Here is a 16,178-nt window from a genome sequence, read left to right on the forward strand (position 1 = left end):
GTGGATTTCATCGCCTTTCTGACGGAATACAAAGGAGAGGCGCAGGGGCTGGCCCCCTTGGCGCGGATCACAGTGCCCGACATGCGGGCATGGATGGCGCACACGCGCGGCGGTGGGGCCAGTGCGCGGTCGCTGGCGCGAAAGCTGTCGGCGGTCAAATCCTTTTACCGCTGGTTAGCCGAACGCGAAGGGTTCGAACCCACAGCAGTGCTATCAACCCGCGCACCGAAGTTTCAGAAAAAGCTGCCTCGTCCCCTGAGCGAGGACGCGGCGCGCGAGATGATCGACACGGTCGGTCAGCAATCGCAAAAAGACTGGGTCGGCGCGCGGGATATGGCGGTGGTGATACTGCTTTATGGCTGCGGCTTGCGGATTTCCGAAGCGCTGAGCCTGATCGGTCGTGACCTTCCATTGGGCGAGGCGATGCGGATTATTGGCAAGGGCGGCAAAGAACGGGTGGTGCCCGTTCTGCCCGTCGCGCGGCAGGCGGTGGCGACCTATGTGAAGCTGTGCCCCTTTGACATGGCGCCGAATGCGCCGGTGTTCCGGGGTGCGCGCGGTGGCGCGTTGAACCCGAGGCTGGTGCAAAAGGTGACGGAACAGGCGCGATTGCAGCTTGGCCTGCCCGCAACGGCCACACCCCACGCGATGCGGCACAGCTTCGCGACGCATCTGCTGTCGGCTGGCGGCGATCTGCGGGCGATTCAGGAATTGTTGGGCCATGCCTCGCTCTCGACCACGCAGGCTTATACGTCGGTCGATACGGTGCATCTGATGAAGGTCTACGAGGCGACGCATCCCAAGGCGGGATGATTGTCTCGGGTACAATTTAGAGCGGGATTTTTGGCTTTGGCTGTGCAAGCTCTGCGGTGCTTTTACGCCGCTGAGAGGGCCGCATTATGCATCCGAACCCGACCTTCCACAGCCACGATCACGGCAAGGACATCGCCTTTGTGCGGGATCGCGCCTTTGGGACCTTGCTGATCAATGGTGACCCTGTGCCCATGGTGGCGCATGTGCCTGTTCTGTTGTCCGAGGACGGGCGCGAGGTGCTGATCCATCTGGTGCGTTCAAACCCGATTGCGCGGGCGTTGAAAACACCTCTGCCCGCCCGGATCGCGGTGACAGGACCGGACGCATATATTTCGCCGGATTGGTACGGGGTCGTGGATCAGGTGCCGACGTGGAATTACGTGGCGGTGCAGATCACGGGCGTTCTGGAGCTTCTGCCGCATGAGGCCATGCGCGAGGTGCTGGACACGCAGACGGCGCATTTCGAGACGCGGCTGGCGGGAAAGGCGCCTTGGACAACGGGCAAGATGACGCCCGAGGTGTTGGACAAGATGATGCGGATTATCGTGCCCTGCCGGATGGTGGTGGAGGACATAGCGGCGACATGGAAGCTGGGACAGAACAAGGACGACGCGGTGCGCGTGCGCGCCGCAGCGCAGGTGCCGGGCGGAATGGGCACCGAGCTTGAGGCGCTGGCGGCGTTGATGGCGGAACCGCCGGTGCTGTGAGCGGGCTATTTCCGTCAACGGAAAGAGGCGATGCGTCGACGCATCGCGACACGCCGCTTGGCATTTCGCCCGCAACAGGATTACGTGAGGCATTACAGATATTGGGAGCAGGCTGATGCAACTTCTTCGTTCAGGACCATCACCATTCGTGCGCAAGGTTCTCGTGATGCTGCACGAGACCGGACAGTATGATGACATCGAGCATGTGAATATTTTGAGCACGCCTCTTGCGCCAGACTCGAAACTCATCGCGGCGAACCCGGTGGGCAAGATCCCTGCGTTGATCCGGTCCGACGGGCCGGCGATCTATGACAGCAGGGTGATCTGTCGCTTTCTGGATGCGCGGGCGAATGCCGGATTGTACCCCGAACATCGCATCTGGGACACGCTCACGCTTGAGGCGACAGCGGATGGCATTCTCGATGCGGCGGTTCTGATGGTCTACGAAACCCGGTTCCGTCCCGAAGAAAAGGTCATGATGGAGTGGGTCGAAGGCCAGTGGGGCAAGGTGTCCCGCGCACTTGATGCGCTCAATACGCGGTGGATGAGTCATCTCAACGGGCGCATAGACATGGGACACATCGCGGTGGCCTGTGCGCTTGGCTATCTTGACTTGCGGCACGATGCACGGTTCTGGCGGACAGGCCGGGATGGTCTGGCGGCGTGGTTTGAGACCTTTTCCAAGCGGGACAGCATGGTGGCGACCCATCCCGAGGCGTGATCCGCGACGCCAAGTCATGTCGGCAAAGCTTGCGCGTCGGTGATCCCCGGTTTACCGACCTGAAATGCTTTGAAAGGATAGTACCGCGATGCGGATGACAGATACATTCATCAAACCAATGCATCCGGAGGGGCGCAAGTTCGTCGCGATCTTCGCGGCAGTCACTCTGGTTCTGTTTGCCATTGAGGACGTGCTGGGTTGGATCGGCGTGGGTCTGACGGTCTGGTGCTACTATTTTTTCCGCGATCCAGAGCGGGTCACTCCGGATGCGCCAGGACTGGTGATCAGCCCGGCAGACGGAGTTGTGTCCTTGATCGAACCGGCGGTGCCGCCGCGCGAGTTGGGCCTGCCGGAAGAAGCTTTGACGCGGGTCAGCGTGTTTATGTCGGTGTTCAACTGCCATGTGAACCGCGCGCCTGTGGCGGGCAAGGTTGAAAAGATCGCCTACAAGCCCGGCAAGTTCCTGAACGCGTCCCTCGACAAGGCGAGCGAGGACAATGAGCGCAATTCGCTGGTGATCCGGATGGCCGACGATCGCATCCTGACCGTGACCCAGATCGCCGGTCTGGTGGCCCGGCGTATCGTGAGTTTCACGCAAGAAGGCGCTGTGTTGGACCGCGGGGAACGGTTCGGGCTGATCCGGTTCGGATCGCGGCTGGATATCTATCTGCCCGAGGGGGTGGAGCCTTCGGTCAAGATCGGCCAGACGATGATCGCAGGCGAAACGGTGATTGCGGACCTGTCAAAATGAACACCGAGCAGAATGGTCAGAAACTGACGCTGGTTCAGCTTTTGCCGAACATGCTGACCGTGACCGCCATTTGCGCGGGGCTGACCGCGATCCGGTTCGGCTTGCAGGGCAATTACGAACTGGCGGTTCAGCTAATCCTCTTGGCGGCCATCCTTGACGGGCTGGACGGGCGGCTTGCCCGCGCGCTTGGCAGCGACAGCAAGATGGGAGCAGAGCTCGATTCGCTGGCCGACTTCCTGAATTTCGGGGTCGCACCGGGGCTGCTGCTGTATGTCTGGGCTCTGGACGACACGCGGCAGTTGGGATGGCTTGCCGTGCTGGTCTATGCGGTGTGCGCGGTGACGCGCCTTGCCCGGTTCAACGTGGCCCGCAAGGCCGAGAACGGATCAGCCGAGAACGCCTACTTCATCGGAATTCCATCGCCGGCCGGTGCTATTCTGGTGATGCTGCCGATGTATGCCTCCTTTGCTTTCGACAGCAAACAGATCATCCCTGATGTGCTTTTGGCACTTTATATCGGGTTGATCGGCATGATGATGATCGGGCGGTTTCCTGTCTGGTCGTTCAAGACCACCAAGATCAGTCAACGTCGGGTCAAAATGTTTCTGGTCGGCTTTGCCGCAATCGGCGCGGCCGTGGCCATCTACACCTGGATTGCTCTGGTTGTGTTGAGTCTGATCTACATCTGCGCGGTGATCTGGATGTTGCCGTCCTCGCGCCGCGCATTGGCACAGGCCAAGAACGACAACGAGGCGCGGGACGACGCCTAGAACTTGAGCGTCAGGCCGATGTTCAGAGCATTGGTCTTGATGTCTGTTTCCAGCGAGCCGCCTTCGGGCAAATCAACATTATTGCTGGAATAGGTGAACTGGTATTCGCCGAACACTGCGAAGCGATCATTGATGTCATAGCTCACACCTGCGGTCAGACGTGCCGCTGGTCCCGTGATCTGCAGTTCATACGTGTCGATCCCGGTGGTCGTGTCCACATCGACATGCGGCACCGCGATTCCGAGGCCACCGCCCACATAGGGTGTGACCGCGCCTTGCGCCCAAAGACCAGGCCAACGCTGGTAGACGTTGGCCGTCACGATGTTCAGGCCATCGGTGAATTCAAGATCGGAAAAGCCGATCGCGGCCTTTTCGCTATCAGGTGCGTAAACCTTGGCGTGGGTGAACTCGAGTCCGAACCCAAGTCTTTCGTTTTTCCACCAAGTGCCACGAACGCCATAATAGGGCGGCATTTCAAAGGACCGGCCTTCCCAGCCGATCAGTGCATCGATGTCAGCGCCGGTACCCGGATAGTCGCCATACAGGCGGCTGTGCGGTGCGGTTTGCCAGCCGGAATAGATCGACAGCTCCATTTCTGCCATTGCCGGGGCAGCAATGGTCAATGTGCTAAGTACAAGTATACCTGACAGAATCGTTTTCTGCATGGTGGGCCGTCCGATCCGATTTTCTCACGTAACTACCACGCCATTCTTGCAAGGTCAGTGCCATATACCGCGACACTTCGGCGCTTATTCCTAACCTAGGTGTTCTGGAGGTGGACGGCTAGGGGGTAGCCCGCTAAATAGCGCCTCAGTGTGCCGCCCGGTGGGTGGCCTTACCCGTATTGTGGCCAGTCGATCGGCCGTTAAATGGAGATAACCTCGTGTCCAACGCAGAACACCACGAAGGCACCCGGAGGGACTTCCTGTACTACGCAACAGCGGGTGCAGGCGCGGTTGCAACCGGTGCCGCGGTCTGGCCTCTGGTCAACCAGATGAACCCATCGGCAGACGTTTTGGCCCTGTCCTCGATTCGAGTAGACGTGTCAGGCGTATCGGAAGGCTCTCAGATCACCGTCAAATGGCTCGGCAAGCCGGTCTTTATCCGCCGCCGCACCCCCGAAGAGATCGCAGATGCGCGCAGCGTAGACGTGTCCGACCTCGTCGACCCGATAGCTCGCAATGCGAACCTCGATGGTGCAGCCGACGCGACCGACGAAAACCGCGCTATGGATGAAGCTGGCGAATGGCTGGTTCAGATGGGCGTGTGTACGCACCTGGGCTGCGTTCCGCTCGGCAATGCCGGCGATTACGCCCTTGATGGCGGTGTCGGCGGCTGGTTCTGCCCCTGCCACGGGTCTCACTACGATACGTCTGGACGGATTCGCAAAGGGCCAGCACCGGAGAACCTGCCGGTGCCGCCGGCGGAATTCGTCGACGAAACAACAATCCTGCTGGGATAAGGAGACGCGCGAATGTCTGGAATTCCTCACGACCATTACGAGCCGTCGACCGGCGGAGAAAAGTGGCTGCACTCGCGGTTGCCGATCGTTGGTTTGCTCTACGACACCCTGATGATCCCAACACCGAAGAACCTGAACTGGATGTGGATCTGGGGCATCGTTCTCACGTTCTGCCTTGCGCTGCAGATCATCACCGGCGTCGTTCTGGTGATGCATTACACGCCGCATGTCGATTTGGCCTTCGCCAGCGTCGAGCACATCATGCGCAACGTGAACGGCGGCGCGATGCTGCGCTATCTGCACATGAACGGCGCATCGCTGTTCTTCGTTGCGGTCTATGCGCATATTTTCCGCGGTCTCTACTACGGCTCCTACAAAGCCCCGCGCGAGATCACGTGGATCATCGGCATGCTGATCTACCTCTTGATGATGGGCACCGCGTTCATGGGTTACGTTCTTCCGTGGGGACAGATGTCCTTCTGGGGTGCGACCGTGATCACCGGCCTCTTTGGCGCGATCCCGTTCATCGGTGAATCGATCCAGACATGGCTGCTGGGCGGACCGGCTGTGGACAATGCCACGCTGAACCGCTTCTTCTCGCTGCATTATCTGCTGCCCTTCGTGATTGCCGGTCTCGTGATCGTGCACATCTGGGCCTTCCACACCACGGGCAACAACAACCCGACCGGTGTTGAAGTGCGCCGCACGTCAAAGGCAGATGCCGAGAAAGACACCCTGCCCTTCTGGCCCTATTTCGTGATCAAAGATCTGTTCGCGCTGGCGGTGATCCTGGTGGTGTTCTTCGCGGTTGTCGGTTTCATGCCGAACTACCTTGGCCACCCGGACAACTACATCGAAGCCAACCCGTTGGTGACACCCGCGCACATCGTTCCGGAATGGTACTTCCTGCCGTTCTACGCGATCCTGCGTGCCTTTGACGGTGACGTCTGGGTCGTGATCGCGGCGAACTTCCTGACCGGCGGGATCGTTGACGCCAAGTTCTTTGGTGTTCTGGCGATGTTCGGCGCGATCGTCGTGATGGCTCTGGTGCCGTGGCTTGACACATCGTCGGTACGCTCTGGCCGTTACCGCCCGATGTTCAAGTGGTGGTTCTGGCTCTTCGTGGTGAACTTCTTTGTGCTGATGTGGGTTGGCGCAATGCCTGCCGAAGGGATCTATCCCTACATCGCCCTGATCGGGTCCACCTATTGGTTCGCCTACTTCCTCGTGATTCTGCCACTGCTTGGCGTGCTTGAAAAGCCGCTGCCGCAGCCGGACACCATCGAGGAGGATTTCAAGGCGCACTATGGCAAGTCCTCGACCAACAGCGGCGCTCCTGCAGCGACCCCGGCCGAGTAAGAAAGGACGAGCGAACAATGCTTAAGAAACTTGCCCTCGCGGCCACGTTGGCCCTGGCCCCTGTCTCCGGCGCATATGCCGCCGGAGCTACCGGAGAAGTCACAAACTACGACTTTTCGTTCGAAGGTGCTTTTGGCACATTTGATCAGGCGCAACTGCAACGCGGTCTTCAAGTCTACACTCAGGTCTGTTCCGCCTGCCACGGCATGAAATACGTGCCTCTGCGCACGCTATCGGCCGAAGATGGCCCCGGCATGCCCGAAGATCAGGTCCGCGCCTATGCGGAGCAGTTCTTCGAAGTCTATGACGACGAGCTGGAAGACTTCCGCCCGGCCCGCCCGACCGACCACTTCCCTGAGAACAACGCCGCTGGTGCGCCTGACCTGAGCATGATGGCCAAAGCCCGCGCAGGCTTCCATGGCCCCTATGGACTGGGCATCAACCAGTTCTTCAAGGGCATGGGTGGACCTGAATACATTGCATCCCTTCTCGCTGGCTACACAGGTGAGGAGAAAGAGGAAGCGGGCGTCATTCTCTACGAAAACAAAGCGTTTCCGGGCGGCTGGATTTCAATGGCACCGCCGCTTTACGGTGATGACGTGGAGTATTCTGACGAGACCGAAGCGACCATCGAACAACAATCGCAAGACGTTGCTGCTTTCCTGATGTGGGCGGCAGAGCCCAAGCTGATGGCCCGCAAGCAGGCCGGCTTTGTCGGTGTAGTGTTCCTGACGGTTCTCTCGGTTCTGCTCTACCTGACCAACAAACGCCTCTGGGCACCGGTCAAGGCCCGCGCGAAAGAGTAATCCTTCGGTTAAAGATTTGGAAAAGCCCCGCCGATTTGGCGGGGCTTTTTCGTTTGCGGGCAAGACTGTTGGAACCGGCTTGAAGCGTCTTTGAAGACGCTTCACCGAGCCCCGAGGTAGGCACGCAGACCGGGGGGCGGATTGTCGAGCAGCGCTGCGGTCTCCTGCGGGGCGCTCACCTGTCCGTCTTCCACAACGATCGTTTGCGCCGCAAACCGGCGCGCGTCTTGCGGATCATGCGAGACCAGCAGTACGGTCAACTCTTCCGCGTCAGCAACCTCGGTCACAAGGTCCAACATCTCAACCTTGAGCGCCGGACCCAGCGCCGCAAAAGGTTCGTCCAAAAGCAGCACGGGCCGCCCCTGCAGCAATACCCGGGCGAGCGCCGCACGACTTTGTTGACCGCCCGACATCTCGGACAGGCGCCGTGGCGCGAAACCGGACAGACCGACCCGCGCGAGAACAGCGTCAATCCGATCTGCATCTCCTGCGCGCAGCCGCCCCGTTGCCGGGTTCAGTGCCAGCGAAAGGTTCTGCCCAATCGTCAGATGCGGAAAGAGGTTTGTGTCCTGAAACAGGATGCTGATGGGCCGCGCCCCAGGCGGCATCGCGGTGATGTCCTGCCCTGCCCAGCGCACCACCCCTGACACCAAAGGCAGAAATCCGGCAATCACATCCAGCAGCGTGGACTTGCCCGACCCCGACGCACCGATGATCGCGACGCGCTGCCGAGCGTCCACAGTAAAGTCTGCAGACAGATCGAACGACCCGGTCCGGGCTTTGATATGGTCAAGATAAAGAGCCAACGCGCCCTCCCCGATCAAACAGCCAGAACAGCCCAAGGCTTAGGATCAGCAACAATAGCGCCCCACCTGCCGCCTGCTCCATGCGGTAAGCCCCCATCAACTGATAGACTTTCAGCGGCAAGGTCGCCCGGTCGGGATCGGCAAAGAGCGCGATGACACCAAGGTCGCCCATCGACAGGGCCGCTGTCAGGCCCGCCGCGAAGCCCAGCGGTCGCTTCAGCCGGGGCAGCAGCACCCAGCGCAGCCATGCCCAATCCGACAGGCCGAGCGCTTTGCGCAAACGGGTGTAGTCAGCACGGATCGCCTCGGCCTCGGGGCGCAGGATGCGCAGCACGAACGGCAGGCTGACAAAGGCGTTGACTGTTGCTGTGACGTAAAGCGCAAGGTCGAACGGGTTCGCAAAGGGGCGGACGATCAGGAACAGGCCAATCCCCAGAACCAAGGGCGACAGCGCGATCCCGGCAAGGCCCAGCCATTCCCCCCACCGGGTCGCCAAGGGCAGCGCCCAGAGCAGGCACAGCGCGGTAGAGCCCAGCGCCACGAGGATGGAATGCCCCGCCGCTTGCCAGACCGATGCGCCCAGCGTTGTGATCCCGGCCAGACCGTTGAGAGTAACCATCGCGAGCGGTGTCAGCAGAAAGAGCGCCGCGAAGCCGATCCAGACCGCATCCGTACAGATTGCGCGCCGATCCGTACGGTCCCAGCGTGGCACCTGCCGGTCCAGCCCCTTGGAGGCGACCGGTAAAGTGGTGACTTGCAGCGCGATCAATCCGGCAGTCAAGGCCAAAGCCAGTTGCACAAGGCCAAGAACCGCAGCCCTTGCCAGATCGAAATCGAACCGCATCGACTGGTAGATCGCCAGCTCCAACGTGGTCGCCCGAGGCCCGCCTCCGAGGGTCAGTGCGACGGCAAAGGACGAGAGGCAGATCACAAAGATCACCGCGAATGCCCCAGGCACGATTCGGCGCAGCATCGGCGCTTCGATGGATCGCCACATGGCGCGGCGTCCCATGCCCAACGTGGCCGCCAAGCGGAATTGCTCCGCCGGAATGGCCAGCCACCCCTGCAGGATAAGCCGTGTCGCCAGCGGCAGGTTGAAGAACACATGCGCTAACAGAACGCCGTGCAGCCCATAAATCTGCAGTTCAGGTAACCCTAACGGGGCCAACAAGCGATTGAGCAGTCCTGATTGCCCGAACACTGCCAACAGACCCAGCACTGCAACAATCACCGGAAGGATGAACGGCGCCCCCAGAAGCGCCACCAGCAGCCCGCGTCCGATGAACCTACGCCGGGCCAATGCACGCGCCACGGGGATCGCGAAGAGCACGCTGAGCAAGGCAGACAGCGTAGCCTGCAAAAGTGTAAACCGCAGCGCCTGCCAATCTGCCGGGCGAAACCCGCTGAATGCCTCCGCCCGCAGGATCACCGCCGTGACCGGGCCGATCACAAGACCGGCCACGGTCAGCGCCGCGATTATTGAGACAGCGCGCGTCGCCATTCCTCGACCGTTTCATCGCGCAGGGCGGCGGCTTCATCCTCGGAATAAAATAGCACCTTTTCGGGCAGGTTGAGCTCATTGAAACCCTCCGGCCACTGGCTCGGGTCAAGTTTGGCCGGGAAGGACCAGTTGCCGGTAGCGATCATGGTCTGGAACTCTTCCGACAGCTGGAACTCTAGAAACTGATCTGCCAGCTCCGGCACATCCGTGCCCGCGACCTTGGCCGACAATTCGACCATGAAGTAATGCCCTTCCGGGAAGATCGCCGCTTTCTTGGTGCGGTCTTCTTCGGCAATGATGTGATAGGCGGGCGAGGTTGTATAGCTCAGCACCATGTCCGCTTCGCCATCAGTGAAGAGGCCATAGCTTTCCGACCAGCCTTTGGTGACCGTCAGGATTTTCGGCGCCAGCCGTTCCCAGACCAGCTCTGCCTTATCGCCGTAGATCGCCTTGACCCACAGCACGAGGGCCAGCCCTGAAATCGAGGAGCGTGGGTCCTGGATGACGATCTTGAGGTCATCCGACGCATTCAACAGGGCATCAAAGCTTTCGGGGATATCCGAAATCCGCTCTTCATTGTAGATGAAAGCGGTGTGCCCGTAATTGTAGGGCAGGAACACGTCGTCGGTCCATTCGACCGGCAGCGTCAGGCTTGATACGTCCTGTCCATGCGGTGCAAACAGACCGCTTTCACGGGCGCGTTTGGTGACGTCGGTGTTCAGACCAAACACGATATCCGCATCGGTCTGCGCGCCTTCAAGCAGGATCCGGGGCAAGAGATCGCCCGGCTTGAACTGCAGGTCGCAGGCGCATTGCGCTTCGAACATCTCTTCGATCTTGGGGCCGGGACCCCATTCCGAGACGATGTAGTCACCCGCATAAACGGTCAGAACGGGTTTATCCTGTGCAAAGACCATCGTGGTCGACGCGAGAAGTCCCGCAGCAAATGAAAGGGCCGTTTTCATGGCATCCTCCTGTTTTGCGACGAGAGGGCAAAGCAGGAGCGTATCCAGACCTTCCCTCCGCCAGTGTTAACTGGTTCAGGTTCAACGGGTTCGCATCACGCATCTCAGCCGGGTCACCGGCACCCCGAGGTATCCCTAGACGTAGACCTGCGCACGCGTGTCTTCAAGCCGAAAACTCTGCTTCTTCATCTTGCCGAATAAACTCCGGGGAGCGCGAGGGATCGGGAATTGTTCGCCATTGGTTCAAGAACAATGGACGATGCCCCTCGCATCCGTCGGATGGGCGCAGCCCATTCGAAACACCTTGAGACCAACCCCGCCCTGCCCTAGGACACATCAGAGCCAAGGAGACCCGCGCAATGAGCCTGAACACATTTGGACATCTCTTCCGTGTCACCACATGGGGCGAAAGCCACGGGCCTGCGCTTGGGGCGACGGTAGATGGCTGTCCTCCGGGTGTGCCTATTGATGCTGGCATGATCCAGCACTGGCTGGACCGGCGCAAACCGGGGCAGAACAAGTTCACGACGCAACGGCGGGAACCGGACGAGGTGAAAATCCTGTCGGGTGTGTTTGAAGGCCAGACCACCGGCACTCCGGTGCAATTGATGATCGAGAACACGGACCAGCGGTCGAAAGACTATTCCGACATCATGGAGAAATTCCGCCCCGGCCATGCGGACATCACCTATTGGCAGAAATACGGCATCCGCGATTATCGCGGGGGCGGGCGGTCTTCGGCGCGGGAAACGGCGGCACGGGTGGCGGCAGGCGGTCTGGCGCGTGAGGCGATCAAGGCGATGCTGCCGGACGTGCAGATCACCGGTTACATGACCCAGATGGGGCCACATCAGATCGACCGGGACCGGTTCGACTGGGACGAGATCGAGAACAACCCCTTCTGGGTACCCGATGCCAAGGCTGCAGCGAACTGGGCCGAGTATCTCGACGGGCTGCGCAAGTCCGGCGAAAGTGTCGGCGCAATCATTGAGGTTGTGGCGCGCGGTGTGCCTGCTGGGCTGGGTGCGCCGATTTATGGGAAGCTGGATACGGATCTGGCCGCAGCGATGATGAGCATCAATGCCGTCAAAGGTGTGGAAATCGGCGAAGGCATGGCGTCGGCCATGTTGACCGGGACCCAGAACGCGGACGAGATCTACATGGGCAATGACGGAAAGCCGAAGTTTTCGTCAAACCATGCGGGCGGTATTCTGGGTGGCATCTCGACCGGTCAGGACATCGTTGTGCGCTTTGCGGTCAAGCCGACCTCGTCGATCCTATCGACGCGCAAGACGATCACCAAGTCGGGTGAAGAGACCGAGATCATCACCAAGGGCCGTCACGACCCTTGCGTCGGCATTCGTGCGGTGCCCGTGGGTGAGGCGATGATGGCCTGCGTGATCCTCGACCACCTGCTGCTGCATCGCGGACAGTTGGGCGAGAATCGGGGCAAGATCGGCTGATCAGGTCACGATGTGGCTGCTGCCAGCGCCGTGTCCATCAGTGCCTTGATCTCTGCCGTGCCAGTGCCGGCAACGATGCGGCCCAGTTCCTGATCGCCTTTCAACACCACCAGCGTCGACCGGCGCGGGATCTTGAGGGATTGCGCCAGTTCGGACGTACCGTAGGTGTCCCAATCGATGTCGATAAAGGTCACGCCCTGCGCATAGGCCGGGTTTTCCGCTTTCAGCGCGTTGATCGTGCGCGCTTGCGACTTGCAGGTCGAACACCAGCTCGCGGTGAAATCGAGAAACAGCGTTTCGCCTTTGGCGAGCCGTTCCTGCACCAATCCGGGTGTGTAGGAGAGTGCCTCGGCGTGAGCTGCGAATGGCACGGCCAAAGATGCGGCAGTGAGGGTCAGAAACGTACGACGGTCCATATATCAGTCTCCTGTTGGGTCAAAAACGAACGGACAGATCGACCAGCCAAATCGGCAGATTGTCGAGCAGCCAGATTTCAATCACGTGGTGCCATTTCAGAAGCAGGCCAACACCGACCAGAAGGAAAGCCAGCCCAAGCACGGGGCGGCTGGCCACTGCGATCTTGCGCAGGCGGGCATTGTGCCCGCCGATCGCACCGCGTGCGCCATAGGCCAGCGCGAGCATGAAGCTCGACACACCCAAAGCGAAGGCGGTCATGATGAGGGTGACGTGACCAAGGCTCTGTCCCTGGCTGGCCAGCGCGATGGCGCCGCCGAGGGTTGGGCCGATGCAGGGGCTCCAGACTGCGCCGAGCAAAGCGCCACCAGCGAATTGGCCCCGCAGGGAGTGCCCGTCGAGGTCGTTCATCCCGGCATCGGCCCGCGCCGACAGACCGGATGTGGCAGCAACAATGACGGCCGAACCTTTGGGCACCAGCAGCACCAGACCGAAAGCCACCATCAGCCACGCACCAATCTGCGCCAATGTATCGACGGTCAGGCCGATCAGGTGACCAAACGCGGTGACACTGACACCAAGAACAACGAAGGACAGGCTCATGCCGGCGGCAAGCGCGAGAGGGCCGCGCTTGTCTGCCTGCACGGCCGTTGCCAGCACGATCGGCAGCACCGGGATCACGCAGGGGTTGATGAGGGTCAGAAGCCGCGCAAGATATGCAAACACGATTTCCATGGTTGCAGACGTAATCTGCAAACACGCGGCCTGTCATTGAAACTCATGCTGACGCGTTTTCACTTCGGCGTTGAGTTTGTTTCAGTCCCACCGGTCTGACGCGAGATTTGGACCGCCAGAATGCCGAAGGTGATGATCACAACGCCAAGGATGTCCATTGCGCCCAACTGTTCGGACAGGATCAACGCCGCGATGGCTACGCCAAGGAACGGGTTGAGAAAATGGAACGTCGCGGCTTTGACCGCTCCGATGCGGTTGACCAGCCAGAACCAGACAAGGGTGGCCATCAGTCCCGGCACCAGCGTGGTGTAGATGAAGGCCAGCACAAGCTTAGGCGACATGTTGACCGTCGCCGTTTCGAGAGCCAGCCCGACGGGCCAGAGGACGGCGCTGCCGATCAGCATTTGCAGACCGACGATCATCATGAAATTGCCGCCGGAGCTTGCGTTGCTGAGCGAGAGCGTGGCCACCGTCAACGAGATCACGCCAAGCAGGCACAGACCAACGCCGACCAGATCCGCGCCTGCGCCAAGCCGCGCACTCATGATGATCACCACGCCACAGAACCCCGCGATCAACCCGATGATCCCCAGCGGCGATATGCGTTTTCCAGCAAAGACCCAGCCCGCCACTCCGACAAGGAGCGGCATCGAGGATGCGATGATGGCGGCAAGCGAGGCTTCGATCCTTTGCATGGCGACAAAGTTGAGACCGAGATAGAGCGCGTTCTGGCAGATGCCGAAGACGATCGTCGCCTTCCACTGGTTCCGCGTCAGTTGCCAACTTTGGCCCATCATTCGGGCGAGGAGGACCGCTAGCGCCCCGGAAATGGCAAAGCGCAAGGCGAGGGCCATCAATGGCGGCGCGTCGGCCACGATGATCCGCGCAGAGGTGAAAGCCGAAGACCACATGGCTGCAAAAGCCAGTCCCATAAGGATTGCGCGTATGTCCAACTTGGCCTCCGATCACGGAAAAATGCAACCAGCACATCGGCTGGTCGCTTTGCGCCCATCTACACATCGCGGGGCCGGAACTGCAATGACCGGTGGTCAAGTAGTTTTCACGCTCGACCAAGGGCTTTGCGGAGATGTGACTCCGCAACGAGTTGCGGCATCCATGCCATGCCCGGGCGGCGATGATTGCGCACAGGCTTGCGGCGCTACCAGTCTAGTGCAACCTTCGGAGACAGCATTATACAGCGGAATGAGTTTGACATGACCAGAGCCAAGGCTTTTCTTGCGGCCCCCCTGACCCTGCTTGGCCTCGCGGCCTGCGAACCGGTCCCGACATCTGGTGGATCTTCCGGTGGGATCATCACCGTACCAGAATCGGTGTCGTCCATTGCAGCCCCGTTCCAGGATCTGACAACAGCACGGGTGAAGGCCGAAGATGGCTGTTACTGGTACACTCATCGTGGTCCGGTCGAGACGACCGAACTTCCCCTGCGCACGACCAGCGGCAATCCGATCTGCGTTCGGCCTGCCGGCTGACGGAAATGGGGCGGCCTAGAGCCGCCCGCCGTCCGTTGGATAAAGATAGGCGGTCACACCCGTATCCACGTTGTCATAGAGCGTGTTGATATGCGCCATCACCATACGCACGCAGCCCGAACTGGCCCGCGTTCCGATGGAACGAGGTGCAGGTGTGCCGTGGATGCGCAGATAGGTGTCGCGATTGCCGACATAGAGATAGAGCGCCCGCGACCCCAATGCGTTTTCCGGGCCGGGAGGCATCCCTTCTTCCCAGCGGGCGTATTTCTCGGGCTCGCGTTTGATCATCGCAGGTGTCGGCGTCCAGCCCGGCCATTTGGCTTTGCGACGGATCGTGTAGACACCCGGTTCATAAAGACCGTCCCGTCCGATGGCGACGCCATAGCGCATCGCGGTGCCATCGTCCTGAATATGGTAGAGATAGCGCGCTACCGCGTCGACATGGACATCACCGGGCGTCAAGCCTTCGTTGGCGCGAACACGCTGCGGCAGGTAGCGCGGGTGGAGCCCCCACGGATTGCTTGTTCCCAGATCGAAATTCGTGGGCGTCACTTGTGAATCCCACGCGTCCCATTCGCTTGGCGCGGCAAGGGCCGGGCCAGCAAGGGATGATGTGGCCAGTGCGCCAAGGGTGGCAATCATCTGTCGTCTGGTGAACATTGGCAGCCTTTCAATCTTAACGGGTCCAAAGCAGAGCGGACCTCACTCTGTGTAATTATGCGATGCTGTTAGTGAAACCGTCAATTTGGCCATAGGTTCAAACGTAAATTCCCTGCCTCACAAATATGTGTGCCAGATGCAGAATGTGTTGCCACAGACGGCATCGCGTGAGGGCGCGGTCCACGGGGTTCCGCACACGATAATATACAAACAATTTCAAGATGGTAAGGAAATTCTTACCCAAGGTAACATTTGCACGTGCCACCCCAATTTGGGAGATGTGGCAAAACCCGAGATTTCCTAACCCAACGGCATAACTCATGTGTTGGGGGGAAAAGTGTCAGAGCTTTACCCGTATCTCGTATCGGTTGCTCATGCCGGGCGTGTTGGACGTCACGACGATCCAACTTTCCGAGTTTGTGATCGTTGCTGTGATCATGTTCACAGCTTTGTACGGCAGAACTTACATACTCATTGCAGTCGCAGCGCCGATCACCAGCATCGCGAAACCACATTGGTACTTGATGCCGCAGAACAAAGAGGTGGCAGGCATGCTGGCGGGTGTCGGAGAATGAATGACGTTCGCGTAGCGTAACGAGATTTAGAGATTCCCCGGGAGTTATGGCTGAATCTGGTGTCTGGGCGGTTTGAATGACGGCGGTGCATCTGGTTGGTTTGTTGTTGCGACACAAGCCACCATCCAAAGGAGCACCACCATCATGGACGACGCTACCATCATCGATTTTGCGGGTCGA

The 16,178-nt window shown here is 60.1% G+C and carries 19 protein-coding genes and 1 riboswitch; of the genes, 11 read left to right on the plus strand and 8 right to left on the minus strand.

What is annotated here, in order from left to right; translation table 11 throughout:
- The 5 genes from JJ869_RS16150 to pssA form a co-directional block, all read left to right on the plus strand.
- Positions 1–813 (plus strand): tyrosine recombinase XerC (locus JJ869_RS16150; protein WP_292268594.1); only part of this gene is annotated, 813 nt, incomplete at its 5' end.
- Between the two features lie 86 nt (positions 814–899).
- Complete coding sequence (locus tag JJ869_RS16155) at positions 900–1,520, plus strand: FMN-binding negative transcriptional regulator (RefSeq protein WP_292268596.1); 621 nt, start codon at positions 900–902, stop codon at positions 1,518–1,520.
- A 115-nt stretch (positions 1,521–1,635) separates the two neighbouring features.
- Positions 1,636–2,241 (plus strand): glutathione S-transferase, encoded by a 606-nt coding sequence (locus JJ869_RS16160; RefSeq protein WP_292268597.1) that lies wholly within the window; start codon positions 1,636–1,638, stop codon positions 2,239–2,241.
- 88 nt (positions 2,242–2,329) lie between these two features.
- Positions 2,330–2,992: a phosphatidylserine decarboxylase gene (locus tag JJ869_RS16165; protein WP_292268598.1), complete on the plus strand. Its 663-nt coding sequence runs from the start codon at positions 2,330–2,332 to the stop codon at positions 2,990–2,992.
- Entirely contained in the window at positions 2,989–3,762 is a 774-nt protein-coding gene (gene pssA, locus JJ869_RS16170; RefSeq protein ID WP_292268599.1) for a CDP-diacylglycerol--serine O-phosphatidyltransferase, read from the plus strand. The genes JJ869_RS16165 and pssA overlap by 4 nt, the downstream gene beginning before the upstream one ends.
- Here the strand turns inward: pssA and JJ869_RS16175 are convergent.
- Positions 3,759–4,427 carry an outer membrane beta-barrel protein gene (locus JJ869_RS16175; RefSeq protein ID WP_292268600.1) on the minus strand — a complete coding sequence of 223 codons (669 nt, stop codon included), beginning with the start codon at positions 4,425–4,427 and terminating at the stop codon, positions 3,759–3,761. The two genes, pssA and JJ869_RS16175, sit on opposite strands and share 4 nt — an antisense overlap.
- Before the next feature lie 218 nt (positions 4,428–4,645).
- On the opposite strand from JJ869_RS16175, the gene petA reads away from it, so the two are divergent.
- From petA to JJ869_RS16190, 3 genes are read left to right on the plus strand one after another with little or no spacing between them, the layout of a single operon-like run.
- A complete protein-coding gene (gene petA / locus JJ869_RS16180) occupies positions 4,646–5,224 on the plus strand; it encodes a ubiquinol-cytochrome c reductase iron-sulfur subunit (protein ID WP_292268601.1) in 579 nt (192 codons plus the stop codon).
- A 12-nt stretch (positions 5,225–5,236) separates the two neighbouring features.
- Positions 5,237–6,583: a cytochrome b gene (gene petB / locus JJ869_RS16185; RefSeq protein ID WP_292268602.1), complete on the plus strand. Its 1,347-nt coding sequence runs from the start codon at positions 5,237–5,239 to the stop codon at positions 6,581–6,583.
- 17 nt (positions 6,584–6,600) lie between these two features.
- Entirely contained in the window at positions 6,601–7,389 is a 789-nt protein-coding gene (locus tag JJ869_RS16190; RefSeq protein WP_292268603.1) for a cytochrome c1, read from the plus strand.
- 101 nt (positions 7,390–7,490) lie between these two features.
- Here JJ869_RS16190 and JJ869_RS16195 read toward each other — a convergent pair whose 3' ends face one another.
- The 3 genes from JJ869_RS16195 to JJ869_RS16205 are packed head-to-tail and all read right to left on the minus strand — an operon-like array spanning position 7,491 to position 10,661.
- Positions 7,491–8,195 carry an ATP-binding cassette domain-containing protein gene (locus tag JJ869_RS16195; protein WP_292268604.1) on the minus strand — a complete coding sequence of 235 codons (705 nt, stop codon included), beginning with the start codon at positions 8,193–8,195 and terminating at the stop codon, positions 7,491–7,493.
- Positions 8,179–9,696, minus strand: coding sequence for a thiamine/thiamine pyrophosphate ABC transporter permease ThiP (locus tag JJ869_RS16200; protein ID WP_292268605.1), 1,518 nt, complete (start codon positions 9,694–9,696; stop codon positions 8,179–8,181). The genes JJ869_RS16195 and JJ869_RS16200 overlap by 17 nt, the downstream gene beginning before the upstream one ends.
- Positions 9,672–10,661 (minus strand): thiamine ABC transporter substrate binding subunit, encoded by a 990-nt coding sequence (locus JJ869_RS16205; RefSeq protein WP_292268606.1) that lies wholly within the window; start codon positions 10,659–10,661, stop codon positions 9,672–9,674. Before JJ869_RS16205 ends, JJ869_RS16200 begins: the two co-directional genes overlap by 25 nt.
- A 35-nt stretch (positions 10,662–10,696) precedes the next feature.
- A riboswitch (TPP riboswitch) is annotated at positions 10,697–10,798 on the minus strand.
- Positions 10,799–11,020: 222 nt separating this feature from the next.
- Here JJ869_RS16205 and aroC point away from each other — a divergent pair.
- On the plus strand, positions 11,021–12,124 hold the full coding sequence (aroC, locus tag JJ869_RS16210) for a chorismate synthase (RefSeq protein WP_292268607.1): 1,104 nt from the start codon (positions 11,021–11,023) through the stop codon (positions 12,122–12,124).
- 5 nt (positions 12,125–12,129) lie between these two features.
- On the opposite strand, the gene JJ869_RS16215 is transcribed toward aroC, so the two are convergent.
- Genes JJ869_RS16215 through JJ869_RS16225 form a run of 3 tightly spaced genes read right to left on the minus strand, consistent with a single transcriptional unit; the run spans position 12,130 to position 14,226 of the window.
- On the minus strand, positions 12,130–12,540 hold the full coding sequence (locus JJ869_RS16215; protein WP_292268609.1) for a thioredoxin family protein: 411 nt from the start codon (positions 12,538–12,540) through the stop codon (positions 12,130–12,132).
- 19 nt (positions 12,541–12,559) lie between these two features.
- Positions 12,560–13,273, minus strand: coding sequence for a cytochrome c biogenesis CcdA family protein (locus JJ869_RS16220; protein ID WP_292268610.1), 714 nt, complete (start codon positions 13,271–13,273; stop codon positions 12,560–12,562).
- Positions 13,274–13,332: 59 nt separating this feature from the next.
- Positions 13,333–14,226, minus strand: a complete 894-nt coding sequence (locus tag JJ869_RS16225) for a DMT family transporter (protein WP_292268611.1) — start codon at positions 14,224–14,226, stop codon at positions 13,333–13,335.
- 261 nt (positions 14,227–14,487) lie between these two features.
- On the opposite strand from JJ869_RS16225, the gene JJ869_RS16230 reads away from it, so the two are divergent.
- Complete coding sequence (locus JJ869_RS16230; protein ID WP_292268612.1) at positions 14,488–14,763, plus strand: hypothetical protein; 276 nt, start codon at positions 14,488–14,490, stop codon at positions 14,761–14,763.
- A 15-nt stretch (positions 14,764–14,778) separates the two neighbouring features.
- On the opposite strand, the gene JJ869_RS16235 is transcribed toward JJ869_RS16230, so the two are convergent.
- Positions 14,779–15,423, minus strand: a complete 645-nt coding sequence (locus tag JJ869_RS16235) for a L,D-transpeptidase (protein ID WP_292268614.1) — start codon at positions 15,421–15,423, stop codon at positions 14,779–14,781.
- A gap of 320 nt (positions 15,424–15,743) precedes the next feature.
- Between JJ869_RS16235 and JJ869_RS16240 the strand changes: the two genes are divergently transcribed.
- Positions 15,744–15,998 (plus strand): hypothetical protein, encoded by a 255-nt coding sequence (locus tag JJ869_RS16240; protein WP_292268615.1) that lies wholly within the window; start codon positions 15,744–15,746, stop codon positions 15,996–15,998.
- Positions 15,999–16,178: the final 180 nt, after the last annotated feature.

It is taken from the genome of Marivita sp. (assembly GCF_017643905.1).
In the GTDB taxonomy this organism is placed as follows: Bacteria; Pseudomonadota; Alphaproteobacteria; order Rhodobacterales; family Rhodobacteraceae; genus Marivita.

Bases quoted from the DNA above. Each gene is read 5' to 3' on its own strand.
- petB (WP_292268602.1), top strand. From the start codon at position 5,237: ATGTCTGGAATTCCTCACGACCATTACGAGCCGTCGACCGGCGGAGAA.
- JJ869_RS16155 (WP_292268596.1), top strand. From the start codon at position 900: ATGCATCCGAACCCGACCTTCCACAGCCACGATCACGGCAAGGACATC.
- JJ869_RS16200 (WP_292268605.1), bottom strand. From the start codon at position 9,696: ATGGCGACGCGCGCTGTCTCAATAATCGCGGCGCTGACCGTGGCCGGT.
- JJ869_RS16205 (WP_292268606.1), bottom strand. From the start codon at position 10,661: ATGAAAACGGCCCTTTCATTTGCTGCGGGACTTCTCGCGTCGACCACG.
- JJ869_RS16220 (WP_292268610.1), bottom strand. From the start codon at position 13,273: ATGGAAATCGTGTTTGCATATCTTGCGCGGCTTCTGACCCTCATCAAC.
- JJ869_RS16215 (WP_292268609.1), bottom strand. From the start codon at position 12,540: ATGGACCGTCGTACGTTTCTGACCCTCACTGCCGCATCTTTGGCCGTG.
- JJ869_RS16160 (WP_292268597.1), top strand. From the start codon at position 1,636: ATGCAACTTCTTCGTTCAGGACCATCACCATTCGTGCGCAAGGTTCTC.
- JJ869_RS16235 (WP_292268614.1), bottom strand. From the start codon at position 15,423: ATGTTCACCAGACGACAGATGATTGCCACCCTTGGCGCACTGGCCACA.
- pssA (WP_292268599.1), top strand. From the start codon at position 2,989: ATGAACACCGAGCAGAATGGTCAGAAACTGACGCTGGTTCAGCTTTTG.
- JJ869_RS16230 (WP_292268612.1), top strand. From the start codon at position 14,488: ATGACCAGAGCCAAGGCTTTTCTTGCGGCCCCCCTGACCCTGCTTGGC.
- JJ869_RS16240 (WP_292268615.1), top strand. From the start codon at position 15,744: ATGTGTTGGGGGGAAAAGTGTCAGAGCTTTACCCGTATCTCGTATCGG.
- JJ869_RS16165 (WP_292268598.1), top strand. From the start codon at position 2,330: ATGCGGATGACAGATACATTCATCAAACCAATGCATCCGGAGGGGCGC.
- JJ869_RS16175 (WP_292268600.1), bottom strand. From the start codon at position 4,427: ATGCAGAAAACGATTCTGTCAGGTATACTTGTACTTAGCACATTGACC.
- JJ869_RS16190 (WP_292268603.1), top strand. From the start codon at position 6,601: ATGCTTAAGAAACTTGCCCTCGCGGCCACGTTGGCCCTGGCCCCTGTC.
- aroC (WP_292268607.1), top strand. From the start codon at position 11,021: ATGAGCCTGAACACATTTGGACATCTCTTCCGTGTCACCACATGGGGC.